The 24,060-nt window shown below is 66.8% G+C and carries 27 protein-coding genes and 1 tRNA gene; 15 read left to right on the forward strand and 13 right to left on the reverse strand.

The window, feature by feature from the left end:
* Position 1: 1 nt before the first annotated feature.
* The 4 genes from ASF79_RS11655 to ASF79_RS11670 are packed head-to-tail and all read left to right on the forward strand — an operon-like array spanning position 2 to position 3,595.
* Positions 2 to 1,057, forward strand: a complete 1,056-nt coding sequence (locus ASF79_RS11655) for an ABC transporter permease (RefSeq protein ID WP_235480551.1) — start codon at positions 2 to 4, stop codon at positions 1,055 to 1,057.
* A complete protein-coding gene (locus tag ASF79_RS11660) occupies positions 1,054 to 1,962 on the forward strand; it encodes an ABC transporter permease (RefSeq protein WP_200920170.1) in 909 nt (302 codons plus the stop codon). Before ASF79_RS11655 ends, ASF79_RS11660 begins: the two co-directional genes overlap by 4 nt.
* Complete coding sequence (locus ASF79_RS11665; protein ID WP_055855163.1) at positions 1,959 to 2,819, forward strand: ABC transporter ATP-binding protein; 861 nt, start codon at positions 1,959 to 1,961, stop codon at positions 2,817 to 2,819. Before ASF79_RS11660 ends, ASF79_RS11665 begins: the two co-directional genes overlap by 4 nt.
* Complete coding sequence (locus ASF79_RS11670; protein WP_055855164.1) at positions 2,816 to 3,595, forward strand: ABC transporter ATP-binding protein; 780 nt, start codon at positions 2,816 to 2,818, stop codon at positions 3,593 to 3,595. The genes ASF79_RS11665 and ASF79_RS11670 overlap by 4 nt, the downstream gene beginning before the upstream one ends.
* A 15-nt stretch (positions 3,596 to 3,610) precedes the next feature.
* Here ASF79_RS11670 and ASF79_RS11675 read toward each other — a convergent pair whose 3' ends face one another.
* The gene (locus ASF79_RS11675; protein ID WP_055855166.1) at positions 3,611 to 3,844 is read right to left on the reverse strand and encodes a hypothetical protein; all 234 of its coding nucleotides are present in this window, start codon (positions 3,842 to 3,844) and stop codon (positions 3,611 to 3,613) included.
* Between the two features lie 267 nt (positions 3,845 to 4,111).
* Complete coding sequence (locus ASF79_RS11680) at positions 4,112 to 5,548, reverse strand: cation:dicarboxylate symporter family transporter (protein WP_055855168.1); 1,437 nt, start codon at positions 5,546 to 5,548, stop codon at positions 4,112 to 4,114.
* A gap of 190 nt (positions 5,549 to 5,738) precedes the next feature.
* On the opposite strand from ASF79_RS11680, the gene ASF79_RS11685 reads away from it, so the two are divergent.
* Together ASF79_RS11685 and ASF79_RS11690 are read left to right on the forward strand one after the other, a co-directional pair.
* Positions 5,739 to 7,370 carry a sensor histidine kinase gene (locus ASF79_RS11685; RefSeq protein ID WP_055855169.1) on the forward strand — a complete coding sequence of 544 codons (1,632 nt, stop codon included), beginning with the start codon at positions 5,739 to 5,741 and terminating at the stop codon, positions 7,368 to 7,370.
* Between the two features lie 13 nt (positions 7,371 to 7,383).
* The gene (locus ASF79_RS11690; RefSeq protein WP_055856050.1) at positions 7,384 to 8,076 is read left to right on the forward strand and encodes a response regulator; all 693 of its coding nucleotides are present in this window, start codon (positions 7,384 to 7,386) and stop codon (positions 8,074 to 8,076) included.
* 6 nt (positions 8,077 to 8,082) lie between these two features.
* Here the strand turns inward: ASF79_RS11690 and ASF79_RS11695 are convergent, their stop codons facing one another.
* Together ASF79_RS11695 and ASF79_RS11700 are read right to left on the reverse strand one after the other, a co-directional pair.
* Positions 8,083 to 8,685: a hypothetical protein gene (locus ASF79_RS11695; RefSeq protein ID WP_055855171.1), complete on the reverse strand. Its 603-nt coding sequence runs from the start codon at positions 8,683 to 8,685 to the stop codon at positions 8,083 to 8,085.
* Between the two features lie 94 nt (positions 8,686 to 8,779).
* Positions 8,780 to 9,451 carry a GntR family transcriptional regulator gene (locus ASF79_RS11700; RefSeq protein ID WP_055855172.1) on the reverse strand — a complete coding sequence of 224 codons (672 nt, stop codon included), beginning with the start codon at positions 9,449 to 9,451 and terminating at the stop codon, positions 8,780 to 8,782.
* 103 nt (positions 9,452 to 9,554) lie between these two features.
* On the opposite strand from ASF79_RS11700, the gene ASF79_RS11705 reads away from it, so the two are divergent.
* Complete coding sequence (locus ASF79_RS11705) at positions 9,555 to 10,832, forward strand: MFS transporter (protein ID WP_055855175.1); 1,278 nt, start codon at positions 9,555 to 9,557, stop codon at positions 10,830 to 10,832.
* Here the strand turns inward: ASF79_RS11705 and ASF79_RS11710 are convergent.
* The 4 genes from ASF79_RS11710 to ASF79_RS11725 all read right to left on the reverse strand — a co-directional run bounded on the left by ASF79_RS11710 (position 10,807) and on the right by ASF79_RS11725 (position 14,247).
* Entirely contained in the window at positions 10,807 to 11,772 is a 966-nt protein-coding gene (locus ASF79_RS11710; protein WP_235480549.1) for a DMT family transporter, read from the reverse strand. The two genes, ASF79_RS11705 and ASF79_RS11710, sit on opposite strands and share 26 nt — an antisense overlap.
* A 142-nt stretch (positions 11,773 to 11,914) precedes the next feature.
* Entirely contained in the window at positions 11,915 to 13,390 is a 1,476-nt protein-coding gene (locus tag ASF79_RS11715; RefSeq protein ID WP_055855176.1) for an SPFH domain-containing protein, read from the reverse strand.
* Between the two features lie 34 nt (positions 13,391 to 13,424).
* The gene (locus ASF79_RS11720) at positions 13,425 to 13,913 is read right to left on the reverse strand and encodes a hypothetical protein (RefSeq protein WP_055855178.1); all 489 of its coding nucleotides are present in this window, start codon (positions 13,911 to 13,913) and stop codon (positions 13,425 to 13,427) included.
* A 70-nt stretch (positions 13,914 to 13,983) separates the two neighbouring features.
* Positions 13,984 to 14,247 (reverse strand): hypothetical protein, encoded by a 264-nt coding sequence (locus tag ASF79_RS11725; protein ID WP_055778974.1) that lies wholly within the window; start codon positions 14,245 to 14,247, stop codon positions 13,984 to 13,986.
* Between the two features lie 183 nt (positions 14,248 to 14,430).
* Here ASF79_RS11725 and ASF79_RS11730 point away from each other — a divergent pair, with 183 nt between their 5' ends.
* Together ASF79_RS11730 and ASF79_RS17375 are read left to right on the forward strand one after the other, a co-directional pair.
* Positions 14,431 to 14,763: a DUF7882 family protein gene (locus ASF79_RS11730; protein ID WP_055855180.1), complete on the forward strand. Its 333-nt coding sequence runs from the start codon at positions 14,431 to 14,433 to the stop codon at positions 14,761 to 14,763.
* A 98-nt stretch (positions 14,764 to 14,861) separates the two neighbouring features.
* Complete coding sequence (locus ASF79_RS17375; protein ID WP_156351738.1) at positions 14,862 to 15,029, forward strand: hypothetical protein; 168 nt, start codon at positions 14,862 to 14,864, stop codon at positions 15,027 to 15,029.
* Here the strand turns inward: ASF79_RS17375 and ASF79_RS11735 are convergent, their stop codons facing one another.
* A complete protein-coding gene (locus tag ASF79_RS11735; RefSeq protein WP_055778968.1) occupies positions 15,030 to 15,443 on the reverse strand; it encodes a PPOX class F420-dependent oxidoreductase in 414 nt (137 codons plus the stop codon).
* A gap of 53 nt (positions 15,444 to 15,496) precedes the next feature.
* Here ASF79_RS11735 and budA point away from each other — a divergent pair, with 53 nt between their 5' ends.
* Positions 15,497 to 16,231 carry an acetolactate decarboxylase gene (budA, locus tag ASF79_RS11740; protein WP_235500745.1) on the forward strand — a complete coding sequence of 245 codons (735 nt, stop codon included), beginning with the start codon at positions 15,497 to 15,499 and terminating at the stop codon, positions 16,229 to 16,231.
* Between the two features lie 13 nt (positions 16,232 to 16,244).
* Here budA and ASF79_RS11745 read toward each other — a convergent pair whose 3' ends face one another.
* The gene (locus ASF79_RS11745; RefSeq protein ID WP_055855184.1) at positions 16,245 to 16,913 is read right to left on the reverse strand and encodes a response regulator transcription factor; all 669 of its coding nucleotides are present in this window, start codon (positions 16,911 to 16,913) and stop codon (positions 16,245 to 16,247) included.
* Positions 16,914 to 17,039: 126 nt separating this feature from the next.
* On the opposite strand from ASF79_RS11745, the gene ASF79_RS11750 reads away from it, so the two are divergent.
* A complete protein-coding gene (locus ASF79_RS11750) occupies positions 17,040 to 17,318 on the forward strand; it encodes a GlsB/YeaQ/YmgE family stress response membrane protein (protein WP_055855186.1) in 279 nt (92 codons plus the stop codon).
* Between the two features lie 63 nt (positions 17,319 to 17,381).
* Here ASF79_RS11750 and ASF79_RS11755 read toward each other — a convergent pair.
* Positions 17,382 to 17,452: transfer RNA gene (locus tag ASF79_RS11755), tRNA-Gly, on the reverse strand.
* 65 nt (positions 17,453 to 17,517) lie between these two features.
* Positions 17,518 to 18,765: an RDD family protein gene (locus tag ASF79_RS11760; protein WP_055855188.1), complete on the reverse strand. Its 1,248-nt coding sequence runs from the start codon at positions 18,763 to 18,765 to the stop codon at positions 17,518 to 17,520.
* A gap of 63 nt (positions 18,766 to 18,828) precedes the next feature.
* Here ASF79_RS11760 and dcd point away from each other — a divergent pair, with 63 nt between their 5' ends.
* Positions 18,829 to 19,413 (forward strand): dCTP deaminase, encoded by a 585-nt coding sequence (gene dcd / locus ASF79_RS11765; RefSeq protein WP_055856053.1) that lies wholly within the window; start codon positions 18,829 to 18,831, stop codon positions 19,411 to 19,413.
* Between the two features lie 83 nt (positions 19,414 to 19,496).
* Here the strand turns inward: dcd and ASF79_RS11770 are convergent, their stop codons facing one another.
* Entirely contained in the window at positions 19,497 to 20,489 is a 993-nt protein-coding gene (locus ASF79_RS11770; RefSeq protein WP_082495923.1) for a LacI family DNA-binding transcriptional regulator, read from the reverse strand.
* Between the two features lie 221 nt (positions 20,490 to 20,710).
* Between ASF79_RS11770 and ASF79_RS11775 the strand changes: the two genes are divergently transcribed.
* The 3 genes from ASF79_RS11775 to ASF79_RS11785 all read left to right on the forward strand — a co-directional run bounded on the left by ASF79_RS11775 (position 20,711) and on the right by ASF79_RS11785 (position 24,011).
* A complete protein-coding gene (locus ASF79_RS11775; RefSeq protein WP_055778953.1) occupies positions 20,711 to 21,646 on the forward strand; it encodes a carbohydrate ABC transporter permease in 936 nt (311 codons plus the stop codon).
* 1 nt (position 21,647) lies between these two features.
* Complete coding sequence (locus ASF79_RS11780) at positions 21,648 to 22,595, forward strand: carbohydrate ABC transporter permease (RefSeq protein WP_055778950.1); 948 nt, start codon at positions 21,648 to 21,650, stop codon at positions 22,593 to 22,595.
* Positions 22,596 to 22,658: 63 nt separating this feature from the next.
* Positions 22,659 to 24,011, forward strand: coding sequence for an ABC transporter substrate-binding protein (locus ASF79_RS11785; protein ID WP_104280390.1), 1,353 nt, complete (start codon positions 22,659 to 22,661; stop codon positions 24,009 to 24,011).
* The last annotated feature ends 49 nt before the right edge of the window (positions 24,012 to 24,060 follow it).

The following is a 24,060-nucleotide window of genomic DNA, read 5'->3' on the forward strand; positions in this document are numbered from 1 at the left end:
TGTGAAGACAGAGAAGCGCAGCGCGCCGGCGGGCATCCCCCCGCTGGCGCGCTACCTCGCCATCCGTCTGGGGGTGACGGCCCTGCTCATGCTGGGCGTCACCCTCGTCACCTTCATCCTCACCAATCTGGTGCCCGCCGACCCCGTGCAGGCGGCGCTGGGCGAGCAGGCGGCGGCGAACCCCGAGATCGTGGCGCAGTTCCGCGAGAACGCGGGCCTCGACAAGCCCCTGCCGGTGCAGTACTTCACCTACCTCGGTCACCTCTTCCAGGGCGACCTCGGTACCTCCACTCAGACCCGCACCTCCGTGGCGACCGAGCTGGGCAAGGCGTTTCCCGCCACCATCGAGCTCGCGGTCGGCGCCATCCTGATCTCCGCCATCATCGGAATCGGCCTCGGCCTCTGGGCGGCTCTTCGTCAGCGCACCTTCGTCGACCAGGTCATCCGCGTCGTGAGTCTCATCGGGCTCTCGGTTCCCGCATTCTGGATGGCCCTGCTCGTGTACTTCATCTTCTTCTTCCAGCTCAAGCTCTTCCCGGGCTCCGGTCGGCTCGATCCCGCAGCCATCGCCCCGCCGCATGTGACCGGGCTCTACACGGTCGACTCAGTGCTCGCCGGGCAGTGGGCGACGTTCGGCGACGCGGTCTACCACCTCGTGCTGCCCGCATCCGTGCTGGCCCTCTACACGATCGGCCTGCTCACGCGCTTCTCGCGCTCCGCGATCCTCGAGGTTCTCGATGCCGACTACGTGCGCGGCGCCCGGGCCAAGGGTCTCACCGGCCGCACCGTGGTGTTCAAGTACGTGCTGCGCGGCGCCCTCGTTCCCATCATCACCGTGCTCGGTATCGCATTCGGCTCGCTGCTCAGTGGAACCGTGCTCGTCGAGAAGGTCTATTCCTGGCACGGGCTCGGCGAGTACGCGTTCTCGTCGGCCACCAAGCTCGACCTGCCCGCGATCATGGGCGTCGGCCTCGTGGTGGGAATCGTCTACATCGGCCTGAACTTCATCGTCGACATCGCCTACGGCTTCATCGATCCGAGAGTGAGGGCCGCATGAGCCAGACCACAGCGCCCACGTCGCGCACCCAACCGGATGTTCTGGCCGTCGCCGCCCGACGCCGGATGCGGTTCCCGGCGGCCCTGCGCAATCCGCTCGCGGTCACCGGCACGGCGATCATCGTCATCTGGTTGCTGCTGGCTCTGCTCGCGCCCATGATCAGCCCCGCAGACCCCCTGGCCCAGGACTTCGACCGGCTGCAGCCGCCGAGCGCGGCGCACTGGTTCGGCACCGACCAGCTCGGCCGGGACGTGCTCGCGCGCGTTCTCGACGGCGCACGCGTGTCGATCATCCTGCCCCTGCTTCTCGTGGTCTCGTCGCTGCTGGTCGGAACCGTCGCGGGCTCGATCGCCGGATACTTCGGCAAGGTGGCCGACGAGGTGATCATGCGCATCGCCGACCTGGTCTTCGCGTTCCCCACGATCATCCTCGCCATGGTCATCGCCGCGTCGCTCGGCCCGAGCCTCACCAACGCCGTGATCGCCATGCTCATCGTGTCGTGGCCGGCCTATGCGCGCGTCACTCGTTCGCTCGTGGTCGTGGCCTCGCGTTCGGAGTATGTGGTGGCGGGCCGTCTGCTCGGCAACAGCCCCTTCACCTCGCTCGGCAAAGACATCCTGCCCAACATCATCGCGCCGGTCGTCGTGCTCGCCACCCTCGACGTCGGCACCGCCATCCTGCTGCTCGCGGGTCTGTCCTTCCTGGGCCTCGGCGCCGTTCCGCCGACTCCCGACTGGGGTGCGATGGTCTCCGACGGTGTGCAGAACTTCTCGTCGTGGTGGATCTCGGTGTTCCCGGGTCTCGCCATCCTCACCGTTGTTCTGGCGTTCAACTTCCTCGGCGACGCGCTGCGAGACGGTCTCGATCCGCGCACGGCCGACGCAGTGAAAGGACGAGCCCTATGAGCGCGACCCCGGCGAGCCAGCCCACGGCATCCGGGGGTCTGAGCATTCGCGACCTGACCCTCTCGATCGGTCGCGGCGACAAGGCCAAGCGCATTCTGCGCGGAATCTCGCTCGACATCCCCGCAGGCCGGATCACCGGCCTCGCGGGCGAGTCGGGGTCGGGCAAGACCATGACGGGCATGACCGTGCTCGGGTTGCAGCCGGCCCAGGCCACGGTCGGCGGCGTCATCGAGTTCGACGGACGCAATCTGCTCGAGCTGCCCACGAAGAAGCTCAACACCCTGCGGGGCAACGACATCGCGATGGTGTTCCAAGACCCCACGTCGAGCCTGCACCCCATGCTGTCGATCGGCTCTCAGCTCACGGACCACGTGCGTCAGCACACCGGCATGTCGAAGCGCGAGGCTCTGGAACGTGCCCGCGTGGTGCTCGAGCAGGTCAAGGTGCCCGACCCGGCCGGGGCGCTGAAGAAGTATCCGCACCAGTTCTCGGGCGGGCAGCTGCAGCGCGTGGCCATCGCCTCGGCGATCATGTGCAGCCCGAGCGTGCTCATCGCCGACGAGCCCACGACCGCGCTCGACGTCACGGTGCAGGCCGGAATCCTGCGCCTGCTGCGCGAACTGTGCGACGACCTCGGTCTGGCGGTCCTCCTGGTGACCCACGATCTCGGTGTGATGAGCGCGCTCGCCGACACCATCGCCGTGATGCGCGAGGGCGAGATCGTCGAACACGGAGATCGTTTCCAGGTCATCACGGCTCCTCGCGATCCCTACACGAAGGCACTCATCGATGCGCTGCCGCACGACGGCTCCGCGCCGACTGCGCCAGGCTCGACCTCGACAGGAGACGCATCATGACGTCGTTGCTCGAACTCGACAGTGTGAAGGTGAGCTATCGCGTCGCAGGCAAGCCTCGACTCGTGGGGGTGGATGACGTGAGCCTCTCGCTCGGCACCCGGCAGGTGCTGGGACTCGTCGGCGAGTCGGGCTGCGGCAAGTCCACGCTGGCGCGAGCTATCTGCGGGCTCGAAGGCCTCGACAGCGGATCGATCACGTTCGACGGAACCCCCGTGACCCGCCTCGGCATGCGCACCCGCGACCGCAAGCTGCTGCGCATCCAGATGGTCTTTCAGAACCCGTACGCCTCTCTGAACCCGCGACGCACGATCGGCAAGCAGATCGAAGACGGCCTCAAGGTCAACCCCGACAGCTCGGCCTGGACCGTTCCCGACCTGCTCGCGCACGTCGAATTGGATGCGTCGGCCCGCACGCGCTTTCCGCACCAGTTCTCGGGTGGGCAGCGTCAGCGCATCGCGATCGCCCGCGCGATCGCCTCGGGGCCGGACCTGCTCGTCGGCGACGAGCCCATCGCATCCCTCGACGCCTCTCTGCAGGCTCGGGTCGCGGGGCTCATGCGCAACCTCGCACTCGAGACCGGCGCCTCGCTGCTGTTCATCAGCCACGATCTCTCGGTGGTGCGGGTCATCGCCGACGACGTGGCCGTGATGAGTCGCGGCAAGATCGTGGAGCGCGGCGACGTGAACGAGGTGTGGTCGAACCCGCAGCAGCCGTACACGCAGCAGCTGCTGTCGGCGATTCCGAAGGTAGACGGCCTGGGGATTCTGCCGGGCTGAGCGCCCGGGTCCGCATCACGAGGGGCCGAACAGCGCGCCGGACGCAACGATCAGCGCAACGATGACGACGGCGACGGCGGCCAGGATGCCCAAGGCGATCATGACTCGGCGCCGGCTGAGGGTGCCTTTCTCGAACGTCGACGACGAGACCTTGTCGAGGTTGGGGAAGAGGGCCTCGTAAGGAGCTTCTTTCCTCGGAGCCGCGGCGGGATCGTCAAGCGGTTCGCGGTCGTTGTCGTCGGAGCTCATGCATTCGACTGTACAGAGCCGGTCGAATCGCGCCGACTGACCTGAGGGCCTCGGAGCGTATCGAACGCGGGTGTTCGCGCGCACCGCGGTGGTGAGACCCACCCCGCCTTGCCCTGCGCGAGGCGACTCGGCGCAGAAGCACCCAAAAGCGTGCGGGTGGATGCATGTGCGCCGAGTCGATCAGCCAGGTTCAATCGACTCGGCGCAGAAGCACCTTGCCGCAGCGGGGAAGGTGCTTCTGCGCCGAGTTGATGCGCGGCCCGAGCCTCAGGGGCGGGGCGCCGTCTTCGTGGGCTCGACTCCCGTGAGGGCGTGCAGCGACGCGGTCGACGGAACCGCGGGGTCGACGTTCGACGCCGTCGATGCCTGGGCCGGGGCGTCTGTCGTGTGCGCATCCGGGTTCATGCTCTTCTCGTCGAACGGGTCGTTGCCGCCGAGCACGTTGCGCACCTGGCCCTTGTCGACCTCGCCGGTCCACGTTCCGACCAGCAGGGTGGCCACGGCGTTGCCGGTGAAGTTGGTCACGGCGCGGGCCTCCGACATAAAGCGGTCGATGCCCACAATCACGCCGACACCGTCGACGAGGTCGGGTCGGAACGACTGGAGTCCGCCGGCGAGGGTCGCGAGTCCGGCGCCGGTGACGCCGGCGGCCCCCTTCGAGGCGATCATCATGAACAGCAGCAGCCCGATCTGCTCGCCGATCGTCATCGGGGTGCCCATGGCACTGGCGATGAAGAGCGACGCCATCGTCAGGTAGATGGCGGTGCCGTCGAGGTTGAACGAGTATCCGGTGGGAACCGTGATGCCGACGACCGGCTTCGAGACGCCCAGGTGCTCCATCTTGGCGATGAGGCGCGGCAGCGCGGCCTCCGACGACGAGGTTCCGACGATGAGCAGGTACTCGCGGGCCAGGTACTTCATGAGCGAGAAGATGTTCACTCCGGTCACGAGCTTCAGCAGCGTTCCGAGCACGACGATCACGAAGATGGCGCAGGTCACGTAGAAGCCGATCATCAGCGTGGCGAGTGCCACGACGGCGCCCCATCCGGTCGAGCCGACCACGCCCGCGATGGCGCCGAACGCGCCCAGCGGTGCGACCCACAGAACCATCGACAGAATGCGGAAGATGAGCGCCTGCAGCGACTTGATCGCTCCCAGGATCGGGGCGCCCTTGTCGCCCATCTTCTGCAGCGCGAAGCCCACCAGCAGGGCCACGAACAGGGTCTGCAGGATGCTGCCGTCGACGAGGGACGAGAACAGCGACACCGGGATGATGCCGAGGAAGAAGTCCTGCGTCGACTCGGCCTTGAGCGTGCTCGTGTCGTAGGTCGCCGCCGAGATGTCGAGTCCCTCGCCCGGGTGCAGCAGGTTTCCCACGACGAGGCCGATCGCCAGCGCGAACGTCGACATCACGATGAAGTAGCCGAGGGCGAGCCCGCCGACCTTGCCGACCGTTGCGGCTTTCGCGATCGAACCGACGCCGATGACGATCGTGCAGAAGATGATGGGGGCGATCATCATCTTGATGAGCCCCACGAACGCGGTACCGATGGGGGCCAGGGTCTTCGCGAATTCGGGAACGACGAGTCCGACGATGATGCCCGCCACGACCGCGACGATCACCGCGATGTAGAGATAGTGGTTCTTGTCGAGCTTCTTGCGGGCCTTGCGGCCCGATGTGGATGGAGCAGATGAGGTGCTCATGGAATGCCTGCCTTCGTGAGGGGCCGCCACAACACCGTGGCGACTCTGCCTGAACTACTGCCGCAATCCTGCGGCGCGCGGGCGGGCAATCGACGCTTGTGTTCATACTGTTCGCATCGAACCCGAGGAGCATTCGCCCTCGACGCGTGAGGCGCGTAGCGTATGTCGGCAGGGCGCAAGGGAGCAATCGATGAACGGTCGACGACGACGGGTCAGCATCGCGGCGCGGCTGTTCGCCGTGCAGGCGGTCTTCGTGATCGTGGCCGTCGGTCTCGCCGTCGCCCTTCTCGCACTGGATGCCCGGGGCCGGGCCACCGCAGACGCGTCGGCCCGCAGCATGGTCACCGCTCAGGCCGTCGCGCACAATCCGTTCGTGATCGAGGCCGTGCAGAAGCCCGATCCGTCGAGCGTGCTGCAGCCCTACGCCGTGACGCTCATGGACGACACTGATGTCGACTTCATCACGGTGATGGCCCCCGACCGCACGCGCTACACGCATCGCGATCCCGAGGAGATCGGCAAGCCGTTCCTGGGCACGATCGCCCCGGCGCTCGCGGGGAAGTCGTTCACCGAGACCTACACCGGCACCCTGGGGCCGTCGGTGCGCGCGGTCGCGCCCATCCTGGGCGACGACGGCCGCGTCACCGCGCTGGTCTCGGCGGGCATCACCCTGAGCCAGGTCGACGCCGCGTTCTGGCCGAGGGTGCATCTGCTGCTCGGCGCGGGCGCGGTGATGATCGCGGTGGGAGCCCTCGTCTCGTGGTTGTTCAGTCGCTATCTGCGCCGGGTCACCGCCGGTCGCGGCGCCGAGGAACTCGGCCAGGTGTTCGCCTACTACGAGTCGGTGCTGCACTCGGTGCGGGAAGGCCTCGTGCTCGTCGATGCCCGCGGGGTCCTGGTGCTGTACAACGATCACGCCGCCGATCTGCTCGGCCTCACCGCGGGCGGCCCCGAGCGGCCGGTCGATGAGCTCGATATCCCGGCCGCGCTCAAGGCTCTGCTGCTGCAGGAAGAAGAGGCCCGCGACGAGGTCTTCGTGACCCGCGACCACGTTCTCGTCGTGAACCATCAGCCGGCCCTGCCGACCGAGGCGCAGCGTGGCACGGGGCGCGTCCGGTCGCTCGGAACGGTCACGACGCTGCGTGACCGCACCGAGCTCCTGCGGGTCACGGGCGAGCTCGAGTCGATGCGAACGATGTCGGATGCGCTGCGCTCGCAGACCCACGAGTTCGCGAACAGGCTGCACACCATCGCGTCGCTGCTCGAGCTCGGACGCAGCGATGAGGCGCTGCGCTTCGCTGCCGACGAACTCAACCTGAGCCAGCGCCTGGCCGATCGCGTGCTCGTATCGATCGACGAACCCGTGATCGCCGCGCTCATGCTGGGAAAGGCGGCGCAGGCGCGCGAACGAGGCGTGGCCCTCAAGCTCGAGACGCATCTCGACCCGGGAACGCAGGGCTTCGAGCCCGCCGACGTCGTGACGATTCTCGGCAATCTCGTCGACAACGCGCTCGACGCGGCCGCATCCGGAACCGCGCCGGGAACCGAGCCGTGGGTCGAGGTCTATCTCGGCCTCGGCGACGGCGAAGACGATCTCGTCGTGCAGGTCTCCGACTCGGGGCCGGGCATCGACCACGACGCGCGCGACCGGGTCTTCGGTCGCGGGTACTCGACGAAAGAGACGGATGCCTTCGGTCGCGGCATCGGGCTGGCGCTCGTTCGGCAGACGGTCGCCCGCCTCGGTGGAACCATCGAGTTGAGCGAGCACGTTGGCGCGGTGTTCACCGTGACGCTGCCCATGACCGCGCGGGTCGACTCGTGAGCGGATGCGAGGCATGATCAGGGTGCTGATCGTCGAAGACGAGGTGATCACGGCCGAGGCGCACGCCCTCTACGTGGGCCGGCTCGACGGCTTCGAGGTCGCCGGCGTCGCGCACACGGGGGCCGAGGCCGTGCGGCTGCTGAAGGCATCACTGGGCCAGGCGGCCGAGCGCATCGACCTGATCCTGCTCGACATGAATCTGCCCGACATCGATGGTCTCGAATTGTGTCGCCGCATCCGGGCCGGCGGCGTCGACGTCGACGTGATCGCGATCACCGCGGTGCGCTCGGCCGAGGTGGTGCGCGCATCCATCGCGGCCGGCATTGTGCAGTACCTGATCAAGCCGTTCACCTTCGGGGTGTTCACCGACAAGCTCACGAGCTACCGCGATTTCCGCAGCCTGTTCGCGCAGTCGCCGACCGTCGCGAGCCAGAGGGATGTCGACGGTGCGTTCGCCGCGCTGCGAACGTCGAACGACCCCGGCCTCGGCAAGGGACTGAGCCCCGAGACGCTCAACGCGGTGTCGACCCTGCTCGCGGAGTCGGGCGGGGGAGTGTCGGCGCGTGAGCTGGCCGAGGAGATCCACGCATCGCGCGTGACCGCTCGGCGCTACCTGGAATACCTCGCCGACTCGGGGCGGGCCGACCGGGCGCCGCGCTATGGAACGCCGGGCCGCCCCGAGGTGGAGTACCGCTGGCGACAGTGACGGGGGCTACTCGCGGATCGTCGTGACGACGTCGACGATGGAGGGGGCGGGTGGAGCCGATCCGAAGCCGAACGTCACCGCCGGATGAAGAGGAGCCATGGCGCCCAGGCTCTCGCCTCCGCGGGTCACGACGACGTCGTCGAGCGCCCGGATGAGCGTCACGCCGTAGAACTCCTGCCGGCCATTGCCCGCGGTTCCAGCCGTGTGAACGCCGGCGACGAGACGACTCGCCACGGGATCGATGACCCGCAGCCAGGCAGGGTGCGTCGCCACCAACGACGGCACCACCCGCAGCAGCCGGCCGAGCGTCGAGAGGCCGCCCACGCGCATCCGCACCGACAGGTCGCCCGCCGTCACGGCCAGACCGCCGTCGACGCGCCTCGTCGTGACCGGCACCACGCGCACCTCGTCGAACGAGTAGGTCGACGAGACGAACTCGGCGATCTCGTCGCTGGGGGCGAGCAGCGTGCGATGGCCGGAGGAGTCCTCGAGCATCACATCGGCGAACTCGCCGAGCGGCGACTCGGCCCAGATTCCGATGACGATGCGCGTGCCAGATGAAGTGCCGAAGCCGGCGATGCGACCCGAGAAGCGGTGTTCGGTGACCATCCGGCCAGCATAGGCGGAGAGCCTTGTAGCCAATTCAGGAGGAGAGCTCAGCCGTGTGGATAGTGGCGTCGGCGACGCGCTCCTCCTGAATAGGTCACGGCCGAGCGTGGGTTCGACGCCACTCGTCGGAGCTGAGAGACTCGCGCAGGCGCTCGTGCGTGCCGCGGATGTGCTCCGCGATGAGCGCCGCGGCACCGTCGGCATCGCGCGCACGAACGGCGGCGAGGATGCGGAGGTGCTCGTCGTGCGCGTGATCGCGTGAACCGGCAGAGCGGGCCTCGAGCCAGCGGGTGCGTTCCAGGCGACGCAGCGACGTCGTCACAGCGGAGGTGAAGAACGGATTGTCGGAGAGCTCGGCTAGGCGAGAGTGGAAATCGCCACCCGCCTGCACGCTCTCTCCGGCCGCCCCGGCATCTGCCATCGAGGTGAGCTCGTCGGCCAAGGCATCGAGCTGCGCGTCTGACGCGCGCTGAACCGCCAGCCGCACCGCAGCTGTCTCGACGGCCTCGCGGTACTCCGCGAGCTGGGCGATCTCGGCCAGGTCGATCGGCGCGACGGTGTAGCTGCGGCCGTCGCGGCGCACCAGACCCTCGGCTTCGAGACGAACGAGGGCGGCCCGCACGGGGGTCCTGGATGCCTCGAACCGCGCCTCGAGGCCCCGCTCGGCCAAGCTCTGGCCGGGCAGCAGCTCGAGGGTCAGGATCGAGGTGCGGAGGCGTTCATAGAGCTGCGACGTCTGCGTCGCCCGCTCGGTGCCGTCTGTCATGTCTGCGCCCGTCTGAGGAAAGAGGAAGTCCGACTTGCTTGGTATACCGTAATGGTATACCAATTGACGTGCGTGCTTGAGAAGCCGCGCGAAGGAGCCTCCCATGACGTCGACCGAGACGACCCGCGAAGCCGCTATTGCCGGCATCCGCCCGAGCGCGTGGGTGAACCTCGCGCTCGGCGTGGGCGCCCAGGCTGCCGGTACCGTCTTCATCAACACCCCCGCGTTCCTCATTCTGCTGCTGCACACCCAGCGTGGAATCACGCTCGCCGAGGCCGGGCTGCTGGCGGCGACGCCGACGGTGGGAATGGTGCTGACTCTCTTCGCCTGGGGCGCGCTCGTCGACCGCATCGGAGAGCGCTGGGTCATCACGGTCGGCCTCGCCGTCACCGCGCTGGCGGCGTTCGCGGCCATGGCGGTCGATGGCTACGTCGCCATCGGAGCCTTCCTGCTCGTCGGCGGCATGGCCGCGGCCAGCACCAATTCGGCGAGTGGCTCGCTGGTGGTGCGCTGGTTTCCGAGCAACCGTCGCGGACTCGCCATGGGCATCCGGCAGATGGCCGTTCCGCTCGGAGTCACGATCGCGGCCGTCTCTGTTCCCGTCGCCGCGGAGAGCGGCGGTGTTCCGTCGGCGCTGCTCGTTCCCGGTCTGATCGCGGCGGTCTTTGCACTGGTCTGTGGGCTGGGCATTCGCACCGCGCCTCCGGGTGTCACGGTGAGGCGCCCGGCGTCGCCGTCGGCATCCGATGGCGACGAGGCCGACGTGCCAGCGGCATCCGGAGCGCCCGAAGCGCGCGCCGCGAATCCCTACCGGGGCAGTGCGTTTCTGTGGCGCATCCACGTGGTGTCGGTTCTGCTGGTGGTTCCCCAGTTCACGGTGTCGACCTTCGGGCTGGTGTGGCTGGTCACCGAACTCGGCTTGGAGCCGCTCGCCGCGGGCGTGCTCGTCGGCGCGGCGCAGTTCGTCGGCGCCATCGGGCGCATTCTCGTGGGCGTGTGGAGCGACCGCCTCGGCAGTCGCGTACGCCCGCTGCGCTGGGTCGCGCTGTCGGCCGGCGCCGTGATGCTGCTGCTCGCTCTCTCTGACGCGGCGTCGTGGGGCGTCGCAGCCGTGGTCTTCGTGATCGCCACCGTCGTCGTCGTCGCCGACAACGGACTCGCCTTCACCTCGGTAGCCGAGACCGCGGGCCCCGCCTGGAGCGGCCGGGCCCTCGGAGTGCAGAACACGGGGCAGTACGTGGCGGCCTCGATCGTAGGCCCGGCGGTCGGAGCGCTGATCGGTCTCGTCGGGTATCCGCTCGCCTTCGTGGCCGTGGCGCTGTTCCCTGCCGCCGCTATCGCCCTGGTGCCCCGCGTCAGCGCGGAGCGCGACCGCCTGTGAGGCGACGCGGGAGGCGGAGTCGACGCTGGGCGAGAAGGATCCCGACGAAGACGAGCACTGCGCCGAGCGGCTCGTTCCACGAGAGCGTCTCGCCGAGAACCAGGATGCCGAGGGAGACTCCCACGATCGGCGTCAGGTAGGTGACGGTCGAGGTCGCGGTCGGACCCCAGGCGAGGAGGACGTTGATGTTCCAGAGGTAGGCGATGCCGGTGCCCATGATTCCCAGAACGAGGAGGCTCGCGACGATCGCGGGCGTCAGGTGCACCGCACCGATGGCCACGACCGGCGTCAGGACCAGCATGATGGCGCCGCCGAGGCCGATCTGCAGAAAGGCCGTGGTCACGCCCGATACGCCTCGGCCCGTGATGAAGCGTCGCAGATAGCTGAAGGTGAATCCGTAGCAGACCGCCGATCCGAGGCAGGCGAGCTGACCTGCGAGTTCGGTCACCGGAGAGCCGGTGGCGGCGGCCGTGGGCACGAAGCGCCACGGGCCGATGATCACGACCACCCCGACGATGCCGACCGCGACCCCCAGGATCTGCGCCCGGCTGAGCTTCTCGACGCGGAACACCAGTGTGGCCATGAGCGCGGTGGTGATCGGCGTCACCGCGTTGTAGATGCTGGCCAGGCCGCTCGACACGTACTGCTCCGCCCAAGCGAAGAGCAGATAGGGCAGCACCGATCCCGAGATGGCGACCACCACGAAGTGCGCCCAGACCTTCGGCGAACGAGGCAGCGAGCTGCGGGTGATCAGCATCACAATGCCGAGGGCCAGGCCTCCCAGCACGAGACGGCTCCACGCGACCTGCCCGAACGATGTGCCCTCGAGGGCCACCTTCATGAAGAGAAAGCTCGCGCCCCACACGATCCCCATCGCGGCGAACTGGATGCCGGCCGAGAGGTTCGTTGTGCCCTCGGCGGTGCGATGCGTGGTGCTCATGAGTTCACCGTATTGGCAGATGGGCACTGGCTCTAGCGGGATCTCGACATCGCGGTGACAGACGAGCGCGGGAGCTCGAGCACGCCGCGGTGGTGAGGCCACGGCGTCGGGCGAGAACTCCCGCGCTCGGCGGGGTGCTGCTCTAGATGACCGGCGACTCCGCATCGGTCGCGGGCGGCGTGGCGGTCGCCGTGCGCCCGCTGCCGGCGACGCTAGTGCCGGCGCCGGTGCTGCTGCCGGTGGACTTGGCCGCGAGGCCTCCTCCGATGCCGGCGAGCAATGCGCTGAGGTCGAGGCCGGTGGCCTGCTTGATGACCTCGGGAAGCTCGGTCATGTTCTGCGCCACCGACTTCGTGAGCGCACTCGCGCCCTCGGTCGAGATGATCGAGATGTTGTCGACGTTCGACAGCGGCTCGGCCATGCGGCGGGCGACCTCGGGCATCGCGTCGATCGCCCGCGAGGCCAGCGCCTCGCGACTCAGCAGGTTCTGCGCCTCGGCGAGTGCCTTGACCGCGGCGGCCTCGGCCTCTCCCTTGGCCCGGGTGGCGGCCGCGTTGGCGTTACCGAGGGCGGTGATCGATTCGGCCTCGTTGACGGCCGCGGTGCGTGCTGCCTCTGCCGTCTGCTGGCGGCGGTACACCTCGACATCGACGGACGCCTTCTCGGTGTCGCGATCGGCCTGTGCCTTCTGCACGGCGGCATAGGCCGCGGCCTCGGCGGGCTGGCGAACCTCGATGTTGAGTCGCTGCTCGGCGACCTTGGCCTGCTCGACCACGGCCTCGCGCTCCTTGCCGGCCACGAAGGTGGCCTGCTCGGCACGGGCGAGTTCACCGGCTGCGTTTGCCTCGGCGTTGGCGCGCTCGGTGTCGGCCTTGATCGACGCGACGCGGATGTCGAGCTCGCGCTGGCGCTCTGCCGTGAGCTGCTCGTTCTCGATGCGCGACAGGGCCGCGGCGCGCACGGTCTCTGCCTCGCGCACCTCGGCGATCTGGCGAGCCTGGGCGGCTTCGGCGCGACCGCGGTCGGCGAGGTAGGTCGAGCCCGGGGTCTCGATCTCGCGGATGTTCAGGGTCTCGATCTGCAGGCCCAGCTCGGCGAGCTCGCCCTTGGTCTCGGTCACCGCATCTTGGGCCAGCTGCGCGAAGCTCTTGACGAGCTCGTCGACGGCCCGGCCACCGATGAGTCCACGCAGCGAACCTTCGAGCGACTGCTGCACGATCTCGGGCAGCTTCGCCTGCTGCAGCAGGTAGCGCTGGGCGGCGCGACGCACGCCGTCTTCGCTGCCGGTGACCTTGAAGTTGACCGTGGCCTTCACCGAGGTGCGAATGAAGTTGCTGTCGATCGCCGTCACATCGACCGAGGTCTGGTACTGCTCGAGCGAGAGCTTGAAGCCCTCCTGGAAGATCGGCCAGATGAACGTGCGGCCACCGATGATGACCTTCTGGGGCGAGGTGATGCCGGAGGCCGCATCCTTCGCGGCGCCGCGGCCGACGACGATGAGCGCCTGGTTCGGCGGAACGCGGCGAATGCGGCTGGCGATGAAGCCGAGCAACGCCACGATGATGACGATGACGACGACCACCGCGACGATGGACGTGTTGCTGCTGATGAAGTCCATGTACTGGGCTTCCTCTCTGTAGGGGGCTGTGGCTCTAGGAGGCGGCGCTGTCTTCGACGACGGCCACGACCTTGACCCGATAGCCGTCTTCTTCGACGACCCGGATGCGCGTCTGCGCAGCGATGGTCGCGTCGCTGATGGCGGGTCGCCGCTCGAGCTCGCGCACGTCATCGAGATTTACTTCTCCGCCGGCGGGCCCGGTGTTCACCGTCGTGAATCCGACGAGGCCGACGGGGGAGTAGTGGCCACCGCTCTCTTGCTTGGCGATGTGGCTGACGAACAGCTGGATGGCGACGAGTGCGACGAGGGCGAGGGCTACCGCGATGACGTAGGTGAGCCAGGTGGGCAGATCATTCGACACCGTGATGACCCCGGCGACCCCGAAGATCGACAGCGCAGCTCCGATCGCGATTCCCGAGACCAGGCCATCGCCTATACCTACGAGATCGAGCAGATCGCCGATGATGATGCTCGTGAGCAGGAGGAGCAAGCCGATCGCGCCGACGATGAGAAACGGAAGCATGCGGCACCTTTCGTGTCGTAGCCCTTCTAGCATGCCCTACTCGGGGGCCATCGGGCCAGGCCGGGTCTGCTCAGTCGTAGACCCGAACCAGCGACCACTCCCGATCTGACACCGACCAGATGACGTCGAAGACGAAGCTCACGCCGAGCTCATTGGTGGCCTGGAATCGCCACCCGCGGATCATGGGCGGGTGCGTGACCCGAGACCAGGCCAGATCTTCGAGAGGGGTGGGCATGTCGGAGACGCGCCAGCGCCGACCATTCCAGACCATGCGCGAGGGCACGTCGTCGTCGACCCACAGGGTGACCGCTTCGGCCGTATACGAGATGCTCATCCGCTCCACTCCTTCGAATATATGTTCGAGTAATGACGAGCATACGCACCCGTTTGCGACACGCCAAAGGCGCGTTTATTTCCCATGGAAACGAGTTTTGTCAAGTCCCAGAAAGCGGCCTCAGAATTTTCTCTACAGTTATGCGGGCCCGCCCTGCGGGGCGCCCGCACGAAGAAAAGAGCAATGGGAAAACTGATCTACGCTCGATCCGAACTCGAGATCGACATCGCCGACCGGGCGCTGCTGCACCTTCAACTCGTCATCGGGGCCAAGCTCCGAAGGGGCGAAAGTTTCTTCTTCTCGTGGAAGGAAGACGTGTCCGTGGGAAGCGGTCGATCGAGCATCTGGCTGACGCCCGCGCTTCCTCTCTACTTTCGCTTCCTCGACTCGAACCTCGGTGCGATCAACCGCGAGTGGCTCGACCTGCTGTCTGCCTCCGCGAACAGCGGACAGGGCCTCGTCTACACCGAGGAGCCCGGTGTTCCGCCGACATGGAAGCCGCGTGGCTATGTATAGACGGATTGTCTCTCTCTGCGAAGTCGCCCACTAGACCTGTTGCACCGGGCGCTCCGCGACGTACCCTATGCAGGTCACCGAGCAACTGGAGTAATCACATGGACGACGCCGAGGAGCACGACGAGAACCCGCCCTCGCCTGCGCGGGCACGTCGGTCGATGAACTCGAAGGCGCTGCCTTACGGAACCGAAGAGATGTCGGGATTCTTCTCCGACGAGTGGGATTCGGGCTGGGAGATCAACCACACGGTCGTACCTCCGCGCTGATCAGTCCTCGCGCGGCGTCTGGCTCGCGCGCAGCCCGCTGGAACCCAGGAGGCCGTCGACATCCACCCGGATGACGACACGCGCCGGATTGACCCGGGGTTGCCGGTACCGGACCGCGTACCGGGCGACGGCATCCGCGACGGCCTCGGGATCGCGCTCGATGCGAGCCGGCCCAGACAGGGTCAGCCAACGGATGCCGTCGACCTGGCTGACGGTTGCGTGGCCGGCGCGCTCGATGTTGCGCACCTTCTGGGTGCCGTCGCCGGTGATGATGCGCAGCACGCCGTCGGCGTAGGTGAATCCCACGGGCACGGAGTGGATGCTGCCACTGGGAGAGATGGTCGACAGGATGGCCAGATGCCTCTCGGTGACGAACTGCTGTCCCTCGGCGGTCAGGTCGGCTGATGTGCTCATGATCCACAGGCTACGTCAGGTGCATGTGGATGCCTGACGGGCATACTGGGCGGGTGGACGATCAGCGACGGACAGTGTTCCAGACCAGCCTCATGAGCGCCCTGCTCGACGGCGTCTACGACGGCGATCTGACTGTGGGCGAGCTGCTCGAGCACGGCAACTTCGGACTCGGAACGTTCAATGCGCTCGACGGCGAGATGCTGGTACTCGACGGGGTATGCCACCGGCTGCGCGCCGACGGCTCGGTGGAACGGGCATCCGCCGCCGACCTCACGCCGTTCGCCGTGGTGATGCCGTTCGAGCCGGTGACCGGATTCGATGTCACCAGTCGTATGTCTCGAACGGATGTGGTGGCCCGCATCATCGAGCTCGAGGACTCGCAGAACTATCTGTTCGCCGTTCGGGTGACGGGCCGCTTCGAGTCGGTGACGACGCGCACGGTCAGGCGCCAGGAGAAGCCGTATCCGCCCATGCGCGAGGCGGTGAAAGACGAGGCGATCGTGTCGTTCGAATCGATCACGGGCACGGTCGCGGGGTTCCGCACTCCGCTGTACGAGCGCGGGATCGGCGTTCCCGGAGGGCATGTGCACTTCATCGACGATGAACTCTCGACGGGCGGGCACGTGCTCGACTTCGTACTCGAGCACGGGCGCGTAGACATCTGCAAGGGCAGCGATCTACAACTGCGGCTGCCGCTCAGTACATCGTTCAAAGAAGCCGATCTCGATCCCGCCGATCTCGACGACCAGGTGCGCAACACGGAGAACCGCTCGCCTCGGGGGCGTTAGCGGATTCCTGACGTCAGGGGCCGCCGCGCCAGTGGTCGATGCGGTGGTTGTCGGGTGTGAATCCGTGGGCGACGCCCCAGAGAACCGCCTGGGTTCGACTCGTCGCCCCGATCTTGCGGTAGATGCTGCGGATGTAGCTCTTGACGGTGTTGGGGCTGAGATAGGTGAGTCGCGCCACCTCGGCATTGCTCTTGCCCTGAGTGATCAGGGCGAGGATCTCTGATTCGCGGTCGGCGATGCCCTCGCTGCGACCGGGCCAGTCGAGACCGGATGCCGGACTCGCCCGCCGAGGCGGCTCGCTGATCACTGTTTCACCGGCGTGAATACGCTCGAGCGATGCCACAAGCTCGCGGGCGGGCAGCGTCTTCGAGAGGTAACCGTGGACTCCCTGCTGCTGTGCGCCTGCGACGAGATCGGGATGGAAGTTCCAGGTGTACATCACCACCTTGCCCGCGCGGGGGTTGCCGACGAGGGCGCTGATCTCGTCGTGGTCGGACTCTGGCTGGGCGAACGAGTCGTACATCACGATGTCGACGGTGTCGCTGAGGCCTTTGGTGGCGTCGATCTCTGCGACGACCACGCGCTCGGAGTACGAGTCGAACATGTGCGCGAGACCGACGAGGACCACGTCGTAGTCGTCGACGAGCGCGACCGTGAGGGGTCGAGTGCTCGTCGATGTCATGGGTAGAACTTACACCCCTAGGGGTGTGTTTGGCCGCCCCTTTTGCTGGTTGATTGGGATCACCGCTCGGCACCGGGCGGCGACACCGTGCATTCACAACGCACTTCACCTGAAGAGGTCATCATCATGCTCGGACTCATCATCAGCATTCTCGTCGTCGGCATCATCGCTGGCGCCATCGCTCGTCTCGTTGTTCCCGGCAAGCAGAACCTGTCGATCGGAATGACGATCGTGCTCGGCGTCGTCGGCTCGTTCGTCGGAGGATTCCTCGGCTTCCTGATCTTCGGTGCCGACGCGCAGGAGGGGTTCTTCCAGCCCGCCGGCATCATCGGATCGATCATCGGCGCGATCATCGTGCTGATCATCTGGATCCAGGTGCGCGGCCGTGGTGCTGCCCGCCGCTAGTAGGCCCAGTAGCAACAGAAACGCCCGCCGGAACTCGAAGTTCTGACGGGCGTTTCTCGTGAGAGCGGATGACGGGAATCGAACCCGCGCTATCAGCTTGGGAAGCTGAAGTTCTACCATTGAACTACATCCGCGTGGCCTGCTTTCGAGCCGCAGGCATCCATAGCCTAACCGACGATCCGCGGCGCAGCACGACCCTTCAGAGCCGTGCGACCTCGACCACGATGTCGTCGACCGCCTTGTCATGCCAGCCGCGCAGCAGCTTCGACGAATCCCAGAAGACGGATGCGTAGGGCAGCCACGCGGTGAGCGCGGTTCCGATCGCGAAGGCCGCGAGAATCAGCTCGCGCAGCAGCGCCCGGCCGAATCCGATAGCGCCGGGGGATGAGTATCCCGTGACCTCGATGCGCATGATGCGCTTTCCGGGGGAGGCTCCGCGGGTGCCGACCACCCACGCCACGACCACGAACCAGGCGAGACTCACAACGACGACTCCGGCGAGGGCCAGGGCGACGACGAGTGCACCCTTCTCCGGGCTCGACGAGGCCGCAGCGGTCGCGGGCCATACGAAGAGCAGAGACGCCGCGGTGGTGATGAGAATCGTGATGGCCCTGTCGATGAGAAACGCCCCCGCGCGACGACCGAGGGGAGCCGGCTCACGCGTCGTCGGTTTCGTCGGAACGGGGCGCCATCCCGGATCGCCCGGCGGTCCGTTCGGCGCCTCCGTCGGCGTCGACACCGGATGCGACGGGTCGGCCGCCCAGTCGAACACCGGCACGGCCGCGGGCTGGGCCGGCGCCTCCACCAGGGCGGGCGGCATCGACACGACGAGGCCGGCGTCGGCCATGACCACGGGAACCGGCGCGGTGAATCCCGACGTGACGGGCGCGGCGCGGGGCTCCGTCACGGGCTCGGGTGCCGGCCCGGCGTCAGAGAGTGAGAACTCGATCGGCTCGGGGCGCGGATCGTCTGCGCGAACTCCGAAGCGGTCGGCGAGTTGTGTGTCGACGACCTCGCCGAGCAGTTCGAGCAGATCGACGAGGTGCTCCTGCACCACCGGGTCGCCGCTCGCCACGGCGATCGACGCGCCCCGCGCATCCGATTCGGCCGCACGGTCGACGTCGCTCGCACGCGTGGACGTGCCGAGCACGCGCATGCAGGTGCTCCAGAGATCGTCGACCGTGCTCACGCTCAGCTTGTCGACGATCTCGCGGCCGATGCGCACGCGGGCATCGTCGCCGAGTCGATCGAGGGCTGCAGGCCATGCCTCGCGCCGTGACTCGTCGGCGAGTGCGGGATGCCGCCCCGCACGGATCTCACCGAGCACCACATTCTGCACGCTCGTGAGAAGGGCCGCCCAGAGCGGATCGGAGTCGAGCCCCGAGAGTTCGGAAGGAAGCGTCGATCGGGCCGAGAGCGCCCGGGAGAACTGGTCGGCGGCATCCATGCGACCACCATAGTGCGAGCGCTCATCAGCCTGGCAGGGGTGTGCACTGGCTAGGCTATGGCCGTGCTGCTATCCGATCGTGACATCAAGGCCGAACTCGACGAGGGCCGCATCGGCCTCGACCCCTACCAGCCCGAGCTGATCCAACCGTCGAGCATCGACGTGCGCCTCGACCGCTTCTTCAGGCTGTTCGACAACCACAAGTACCCCTTCATCGACCCGGCCGAGGATCAGCCCGAACTCACGCGGCTGATCGAGGCCAAGGCAGACGAGCCGTTCATCCTGCACCCGGGCGAGTTCGTGCTGGGCTCCACCTTCGAGCTCGTCACGCTGCCCGACGACGTGGCAGCGCGGCTCGAAGGAAAGAGCTCGCTCGGCCGCCTCGGACTGCTCACGCACTCGACCGCGGGGTTCATCGACCCCGGATTCTCGGGTCACGTGACCCTCGAGCTGTCGAATGTGGCGACGCTGCCGATCAAGCTCTGGCCCGGAATGAAGATCGGCCAGCTCTGCTTCTTCCGTCTGTCGAGCCCTGCGGAGAAGCCCTACGGATCGACGGAGTACGGCTCGCGCTACCAGGGTCAGCGTGGCCCGACGGCCTCGCGCTCGCACCTGAACTTTCACCGCACCGACGTCTCGCGCGACTAGGGCGAGGCGCGTGCGCGCCTGTGGGCGCATCCGCTGCTGGCCGGCCGGGCGCGGGTGCGCCCATGAGGCGCGGATGCCGCGGGCTAGGTTCGCGAGACGGGCGCAGCCGTGCTCTGGCGCTCGATCAGGCTCGTCGGGATGACGGCGACGCCGCGCGAGGCGCCGGATCCGTCGATCTGATCGAGGAGCTTCTCGAGGCACAGGCGGCCCACCGCGCTGAAGTCCTGGTGCACGGTCGTGAGGGGCGGCCAGAACGAGCTGGCCTCCTGCATGTCGTCGAAACCGACGACGCTGATGCGGCCAGGAACGTCGATGTCGTTCTCGTGGAAGGCGCGCATCAGGCCGAGTGCCATCTGATCGTTCGCAGCGAAGACGGCGGTGACGTCGTCTCGTTTCGCCAGTTCGAGACCGCAGAGGTAGCCGGAGTTCGCGGTCCAATCTCCGATCAGCACCTCGGGCACCTCGGCGCCCGCCGCGATCAGCGTCGCCTGCCACGACTCGCGACGGCGCGATGCGCTGAACGAATCCTTCGGCCCGGAGACATGCCAGACGGTCTGGTGGCCGAGCTCGAGAAGGTGCTGGGTCGCGTCGCGAGCGCCCGACGCCTGATCGGTGTCGACGACGCTGTACTTGTCGCCCGCGTCGGAGTCGACGATCACCACGGGCAGGCCGGTGGGCAGCGAGACATCCGATCGGTCGAGGATGTGGGATTCGACGATCACGATCACCCCGTCGACGGCGTGTTCACCGAGGCGGCTGAATGCACCGAGCAACTCCACCTGCGTCGGCAGGGCGATGGGGATGAGGGTGATGGAGTAGCCCGCCTGTGCCGCGGCGGTCGCGATCGCGTCGAGGGTGCGCATGTTGCCGAAGGTCGACAGGGTGAACATGATCACGCCGATCGACTTGAAGCGCCCCGTCTTCAGAGCACGAGCCGCGCTGTTGGGTCGGTAGCCGATCTCGTTCATCGCTGCCACGACTCTGTCTTTGGTCGACGGGTCTACGTTGGTCATGCCGTTCGCCACCCGTGAGACGGTCTGGGCGGAGACTCCTGCGATGGCCGCGACGTCGGCCATCGATGGTCCGCGCGTGCGGCGCTGCTGCGCATCGAAGACCACATTGTCTGACCGAGAGTTCACTGTTCCCCGAAATCTGCACGCGATAAATCACAGCCGCGCGTGCTATTTGTTTACGTAAACATGCTAGCGTGATCGAATCGTGTTTGCGTAAACATCTGACCTAGCGGATGAGCGCTCACCCCCCGACGCGAGACTCAAGAGAAGAATGAGAATGTGAAATGACGACGGTGTCACAGGATCCGCCCCGGGCGGTCGCGCCCCGGCTGGGCCGAGGCTCGGCCTCGCAGAAGGCGAAGCGCGATTGGACAGGCTGGAAGTTCATCGGCCCGTTCATGCTCATCTTCGCGTTCGTGCTGGTAGCCCCGGTCGTCTACTCGATCTACCTGAGCTTCTTCAAAGACCAGCTCGTCGGCGGCAACTCCTTCGTGGGGTTCGCGAACTACATCCAGGTGCTCGGCGACTCCAAGTTCTGGGAGTCGCTCGGTCGGGTGTCGATCTTCCTCGTGGTGCAGGTTCCCATCATGCTGCTGCTCGCCTTGTTCGCCGCCCTCGCGATCGACAGTGCGCGTCTGCACTTCCCGGCGTTCTTCCGCATCGGCATCTTCCTGCCCTACGCGGTGCCTGCCGTCGTGGCGACGCTCATGTGGGGATTCATGTACGGGATCCGCTTCGGTCTCGTCGCCAACATCAACGACTTCTTCGGGATCTCGCTGCCCGACCCGCTCTCGAACGAATGGGTGCTGGCCTCGATCGGCAACATCGTCACGTGGGAGTTCGTCGGCTACAACATGCTGCTCTTCTATGCGGCTCTCCGAGTCATTCCGACCGATCTCTACGAGGCGGCGGAGCTCGACGGCGCCAACCACCTGCGCATCATCCGCAACATCAAGCTGCCCGCCCTCAGGCCAGCCATCGTGATCGGAACCATCTTCTCGATCATCGGCAGCTTCCAGCTCTTCAACGAGCCGAACATCCTGAAGCCTCTGGCGAAGAACACCATCGTCACCTCGTTCACGCCCAACATGTACGCCTATAACCTGTCGTTCTCGGGCCAGCAGTACAACTACGCGGCCACCATCGCCATCGTCATGGGCGTCGCCACCGCCGTGATCGCACTCGTCGTGCAAAACCGCGGCTCGCGAAAGGAGGTCTGAGATGACCCAGGCCACGATCTCCGTCCCGTCAGCAGACTCCCGACCGGGCAAACGAACCTCGTCGCGAGCGACGAGGCACACGCGTTCACTCAAGGGCCGTGGCGTTCACCAGCGCCGGTCTATTCTGCTCACCATCGTCATGGCCGTCATGGTCGTGTACGCGCTCTTCCCGCTGTTCTGGCTGTTCGTCAGCTCGACCAAGACCCAGTCCGAGCTGCTCAGCTCGTTCGGTCTCTGGTTCAGCGGAGACTTCTCACTGTTCGACAACATCTCGCAGACCCTCACCTACGGCAACGGCGAGTTCGTGCGCTGGTTCGGCAACACACTGCTGTACGTGGTGGTAGGCGCCGGCGGAGCCACCCTGCTCGCCGCTCTCGGCGGCTACGGGCTCGCCAAGTTCAACTTCCCCGGTAAGAAGCTCGTCTTCGCCGTCGTCCTCGGCGCCGTCGCCATCCCGGGCACGGCCCTGGCGGTTCCGACCTTCCTGATGTTCAGCCAGCTGGGCCTGACCAACACGCCGTGGTCGATCATCCTGCCCTCGCTGATCAGCCCGTTCGGCCTCTACCTGATCTGGACCTACGCCCTCGACGCGGTGCCGACCGAGGTGCTTGAGGCGGCGCGCATGGATGGGGCCGGCGAGATGCGCACGTTCTTCACCATCTCACTGCGCCTACTGACCCCGGGCATCGTCACGGTTCTGCTGTTCACCGTGGTGGCGACGTGGAACAACTACTTCCTGCCCCTGATCATGCTGTCCGAGCCCACCTGGTACCCGCTCACGGTCGGGCTGAACCAGTGGAACCAGCAGTCGCAGACGGTCGGCGGTGACGCCATCTACAACCTGGTCGTCACGGGATCGCTGCTCACGATCGTTCCGATCATCGTGGCGTTCCTGTTCCTGCAGAAGTACTGGCAGTCGGGTCTCACCGCCGGAAGCGTCAAGGCGTGATCCACCTACTCGTCCCATCCCCCGCATCACCTGTTCAACACACAAGGAAGTGAAAGGCACATCATGAAGATTCGCAGCACACGACGCCTCCGTCGGGGCGCCGCCGCCCTCACGGGCGTCCTCGCCCTGGGCCTCGCCCTCTCGGCCTGCTCCTCGGCTGGCGGAAGCGCCGAGACCGGCAACGCCGACGACATCGCCAAGGCTCTCGACACCGAGACGACGATCACCGTCTGGGCCTGGGCCCCGGCCGTCGAGCAGATCGCCAAGGACTTCGAGAAGGAGCACCCGAAGATCACGGTCAAGGTCGTCAACGCCGGAACCGGCAACGACCAGTACGTGAAGCTGCAGAACGCGATCAAGGCCGGATCGGGTGCGCCCGACGTCGCCCAGATCGAGTACTACGCCCTGCCCCAGTTCGCACTCAGCGACTCGCTCGTCGATCTGAAGGGCTTCGGGTTCGACTCCTTCGCCGACAAATACACCGACAGCACCTGGAACTCGGTCAGCCTGAACGACGGCGTCTACGCCCTCCCGCAGGATTCCGGCCCCATGGCGCTGTTCTACAACAAGGCCGTCTTCGACCAGTACGGCATCGCCGTGCCGACCACGTGGGATGAGTACGTCGCCGCGGCCAAGCAGCTGCACGCCGCAGACCCTACGAAGTACATCACCAATGACACCGGCGACGCGGGCTTCACCACGAGCATGATCTGGCAGGCGGGCGGCCAGCCGTACAAGACCGAGAAGTCGACCGATGTCTCGATCAACCTGCAGGATGAGGGCTCGAAGAAGTTCGCCGACACCTGGAGCCAGCTCGTCGAGGGCGGACTCGTCTCGCCCATCACCTCGTGGAGCGACGAGTGGTACAAGGGACTCGGCGATGGCAGCATCGCGACCCTCACCATCGGTGCCTGGATGCCCGGAAACCTCGAGTCGGGCGTCGCACAGGCCTCCGGCGACTGGCGCGTAGCCCCCATGCCCACGTGGGAGAAGGGACAGGCAGCCAGCGCCGAGAACGGCGGAGGCGGCGACGCGATCCTGAAGCAGAGCAAGAACAAGCTCGCCGCAGCCGGGTTCCTGCAGTACATGAACGAGGGCGACGGAACGCAGACGTCGATCGCCAAGGGCGGCTTCCCCTCTACCGTCGCCGACCTCAACAACGACTCGTTCCTGAACTACGAGAGCCCCTACTTCGGTGGTCAGAAGATCAACCAGGTTCTGGTGCAGTCGTCGAAAGACGTCGTGAAGGGATGGCAGTACCTGCCCTTCCAGGTCTACTCGAACAGCATCTTCAACGACACCGTCGGCAAGTCCTACGCCGACAAGTCCGACCTGAACACCGGACTCGAGGCGTGGCAGAAGGCCACGGCCGACTACGGAAACGAACAGGGCTTCACCGTCAAGACCGGTAACTAGCTCCTCGTCCTGCGGCCCCCGTCAGTGCGCTGGCGGGGGCCGTCTTCAC

This window comes from Agreia sp. Leaf335, from assembly GCF_001423605.1.
Lineage (GTDB): Bacteria > Actinomycetota > Actinomycetes > Actinomycetales > Microbacteriaceae > Agreia.

Excerpts from the sequence above, each read along its gene's own strand:
- ASF79_RS11660 (WP_200920170.1), top strand. The coding sequence starts at position 1,054 with ATGAGCCAGACCACAGCGCCCACGTCGCGCACCCAACCGGATGTTCTG.
- ASF79_RS11665 (WP_055855163.1), top strand. The coding sequence starts at position 1,959 with ATGAGCGCGACCCCGGCGAGCCAGCCCACGGCATCCGGGGGTCTGAGC.
- ASF79_RS11670 (WP_055855164.1), top strand. The coding sequence starts at position 2,816 with ATGACGTCGTTGCTCGAACTCGACAGTGTGAAGGTGAGCTATCGCGTC.
- ASF79_RS11675 (WP_055855166.1), bottom strand. The coding sequence starts at position 3,844 with ATGAGCTCCGACGACAACGACCGCGAACCGCTTGACGATCCCGCCGCG.
- ASF79_RS11680 (WP_055855168.1), bottom strand. The coding sequence starts at position 5,548 with ATGAGCACCTCATCTGCTCCATCCACATCGGGCCGCAAGGCCCGCAAG.
- ASF79_RS11685 (WP_055855169.1), top strand. The coding sequence starts at position 5,739 with ATGAACGGTCGACGACGACGGGTCAGCATCGCGGCGCGGCTGTTCGCC.
- ASF79_RS11690 (WP_055856050.1), top strand. The coding sequence starts at position 7,384 with ATGATCAGGGTGCTGATCGTCGAAGACGAGGTGATCACGGCCGAGGCG.
- ASF79_RS11695 (WP_055855171.1), bottom strand. The coding sequence starts at position 8,685 with ATGGTCACCGAACACCGCTTCTCGGGTCGCATCGCCGGCTTCGGCACT.
- ASF79_RS11700 (WP_055855172.1), bottom strand. The coding sequence starts at position 9,451 with ATGACAGACGGCACCGAGCGGGCGACGCAGACGTCGCAGCTCTATGAA.
- ASF79_RS11705 (WP_055855175.1), top strand. The coding sequence starts at position 9,555 with ATGACGTCGACCGAGACGACCCGCGAAGCCGCTATTGCCGGCATCCGC.
- ASF79_RS11710 (WP_235480549.1), bottom strand. The coding sequence starts at position 11,772 with ATGAGCACCACGCATCGCACCGCCGAGGGCACAACGAACCTCTCGGCC.
- ASF79_RS11715 (WP_055855176.1), bottom strand. The coding sequence starts at position 13,390 with ATGGACTTCATCAGCAGCAACACGTCCATCGTCGCGGTGGTCGTCGTC.
- ASF79_RS11720 (WP_055855178.1), bottom strand. The coding sequence starts at position 13,913 with ATGCTTCCGTTTCTCATCGTCGGCGCGATCGGCTTGCTCCTCCTGCTC.
- ASF79_RS11725 (WP_055778974.1), bottom strand. The coding sequence starts at position 14,247 with ATGAGCATCTCGTATACGGCCGAAGCGGTCACCCTGTGGGTCGACGAC.
- ASF79_RS11730 (WP_055855180.1), top strand. The coding sequence starts at position 14,431 with ATGGGAAAACTGATCTACGCTCGATCCGAACTCGAGATCGACATCGCC.
- ASF79_RS17375 (WP_156351738.1), top strand. The coding sequence starts at position 14,862 with ATGGACGACGCCGAGGAGCACGACGAGAACCCGCCCTCGCCTGCGCGG.
- ASF79_RS11735 (WP_055778968.1), bottom strand. The coding sequence starts at position 15,443 with ATGAGCACATCAGCCGACCTGACCGCCGAGGGACAGCAGTTCGTCACC.
- ASF79_RS11745 (WP_055855184.1), bottom strand. The coding sequence starts at position 16,913 with ATGACATCGACGAGCACTCGACCCCTCACGGTCGCGCTCGTCGACGAC.
- ASF79_RS11750 (WP_055855186.1), top strand. The coding sequence starts at position 17,040 with ATGCTCGGACTCATCATCAGCATTCTCGTCGTCGGCATCATCGCTGGC.
- ASF79_RS11760 (WP_055855188.1), bottom strand. The coding sequence starts at position 18,765 with ATGGATGCCGCCGACCAGTTCTCCCGGGCGCTCTCGGCCCGATCGACG.
- ASF79_RS11770 (WP_082495923.1), bottom strand. The coding sequence starts at position 20,489 with ATGGCCGACGTCGCGGCCATCGCAGGAGTCTCCGCCCAGACCGTCTCA.
- ASF79_RS11775 (WP_055778953.1), top strand. The coding sequence starts at position 20,711 with ATGACGACGGTGTCACAGGATCCGCCCCGGGCGGTCGCGCCCCGGCTG.
- ASF79_RS11780 (WP_055778950.1), top strand. The coding sequence starts at position 21,648 with ATGACCCAGGCCACGATCTCCGTCCCGTCAGCAGACTCCCGACCGGGC.
- ASF79_RS11785 (WP_104280390.1), top strand. The coding sequence starts at position 22,659 with ATGAAGATTCGCAGCACACGACGCCTCCGTCGGGGCGCCGCCGCCCTC.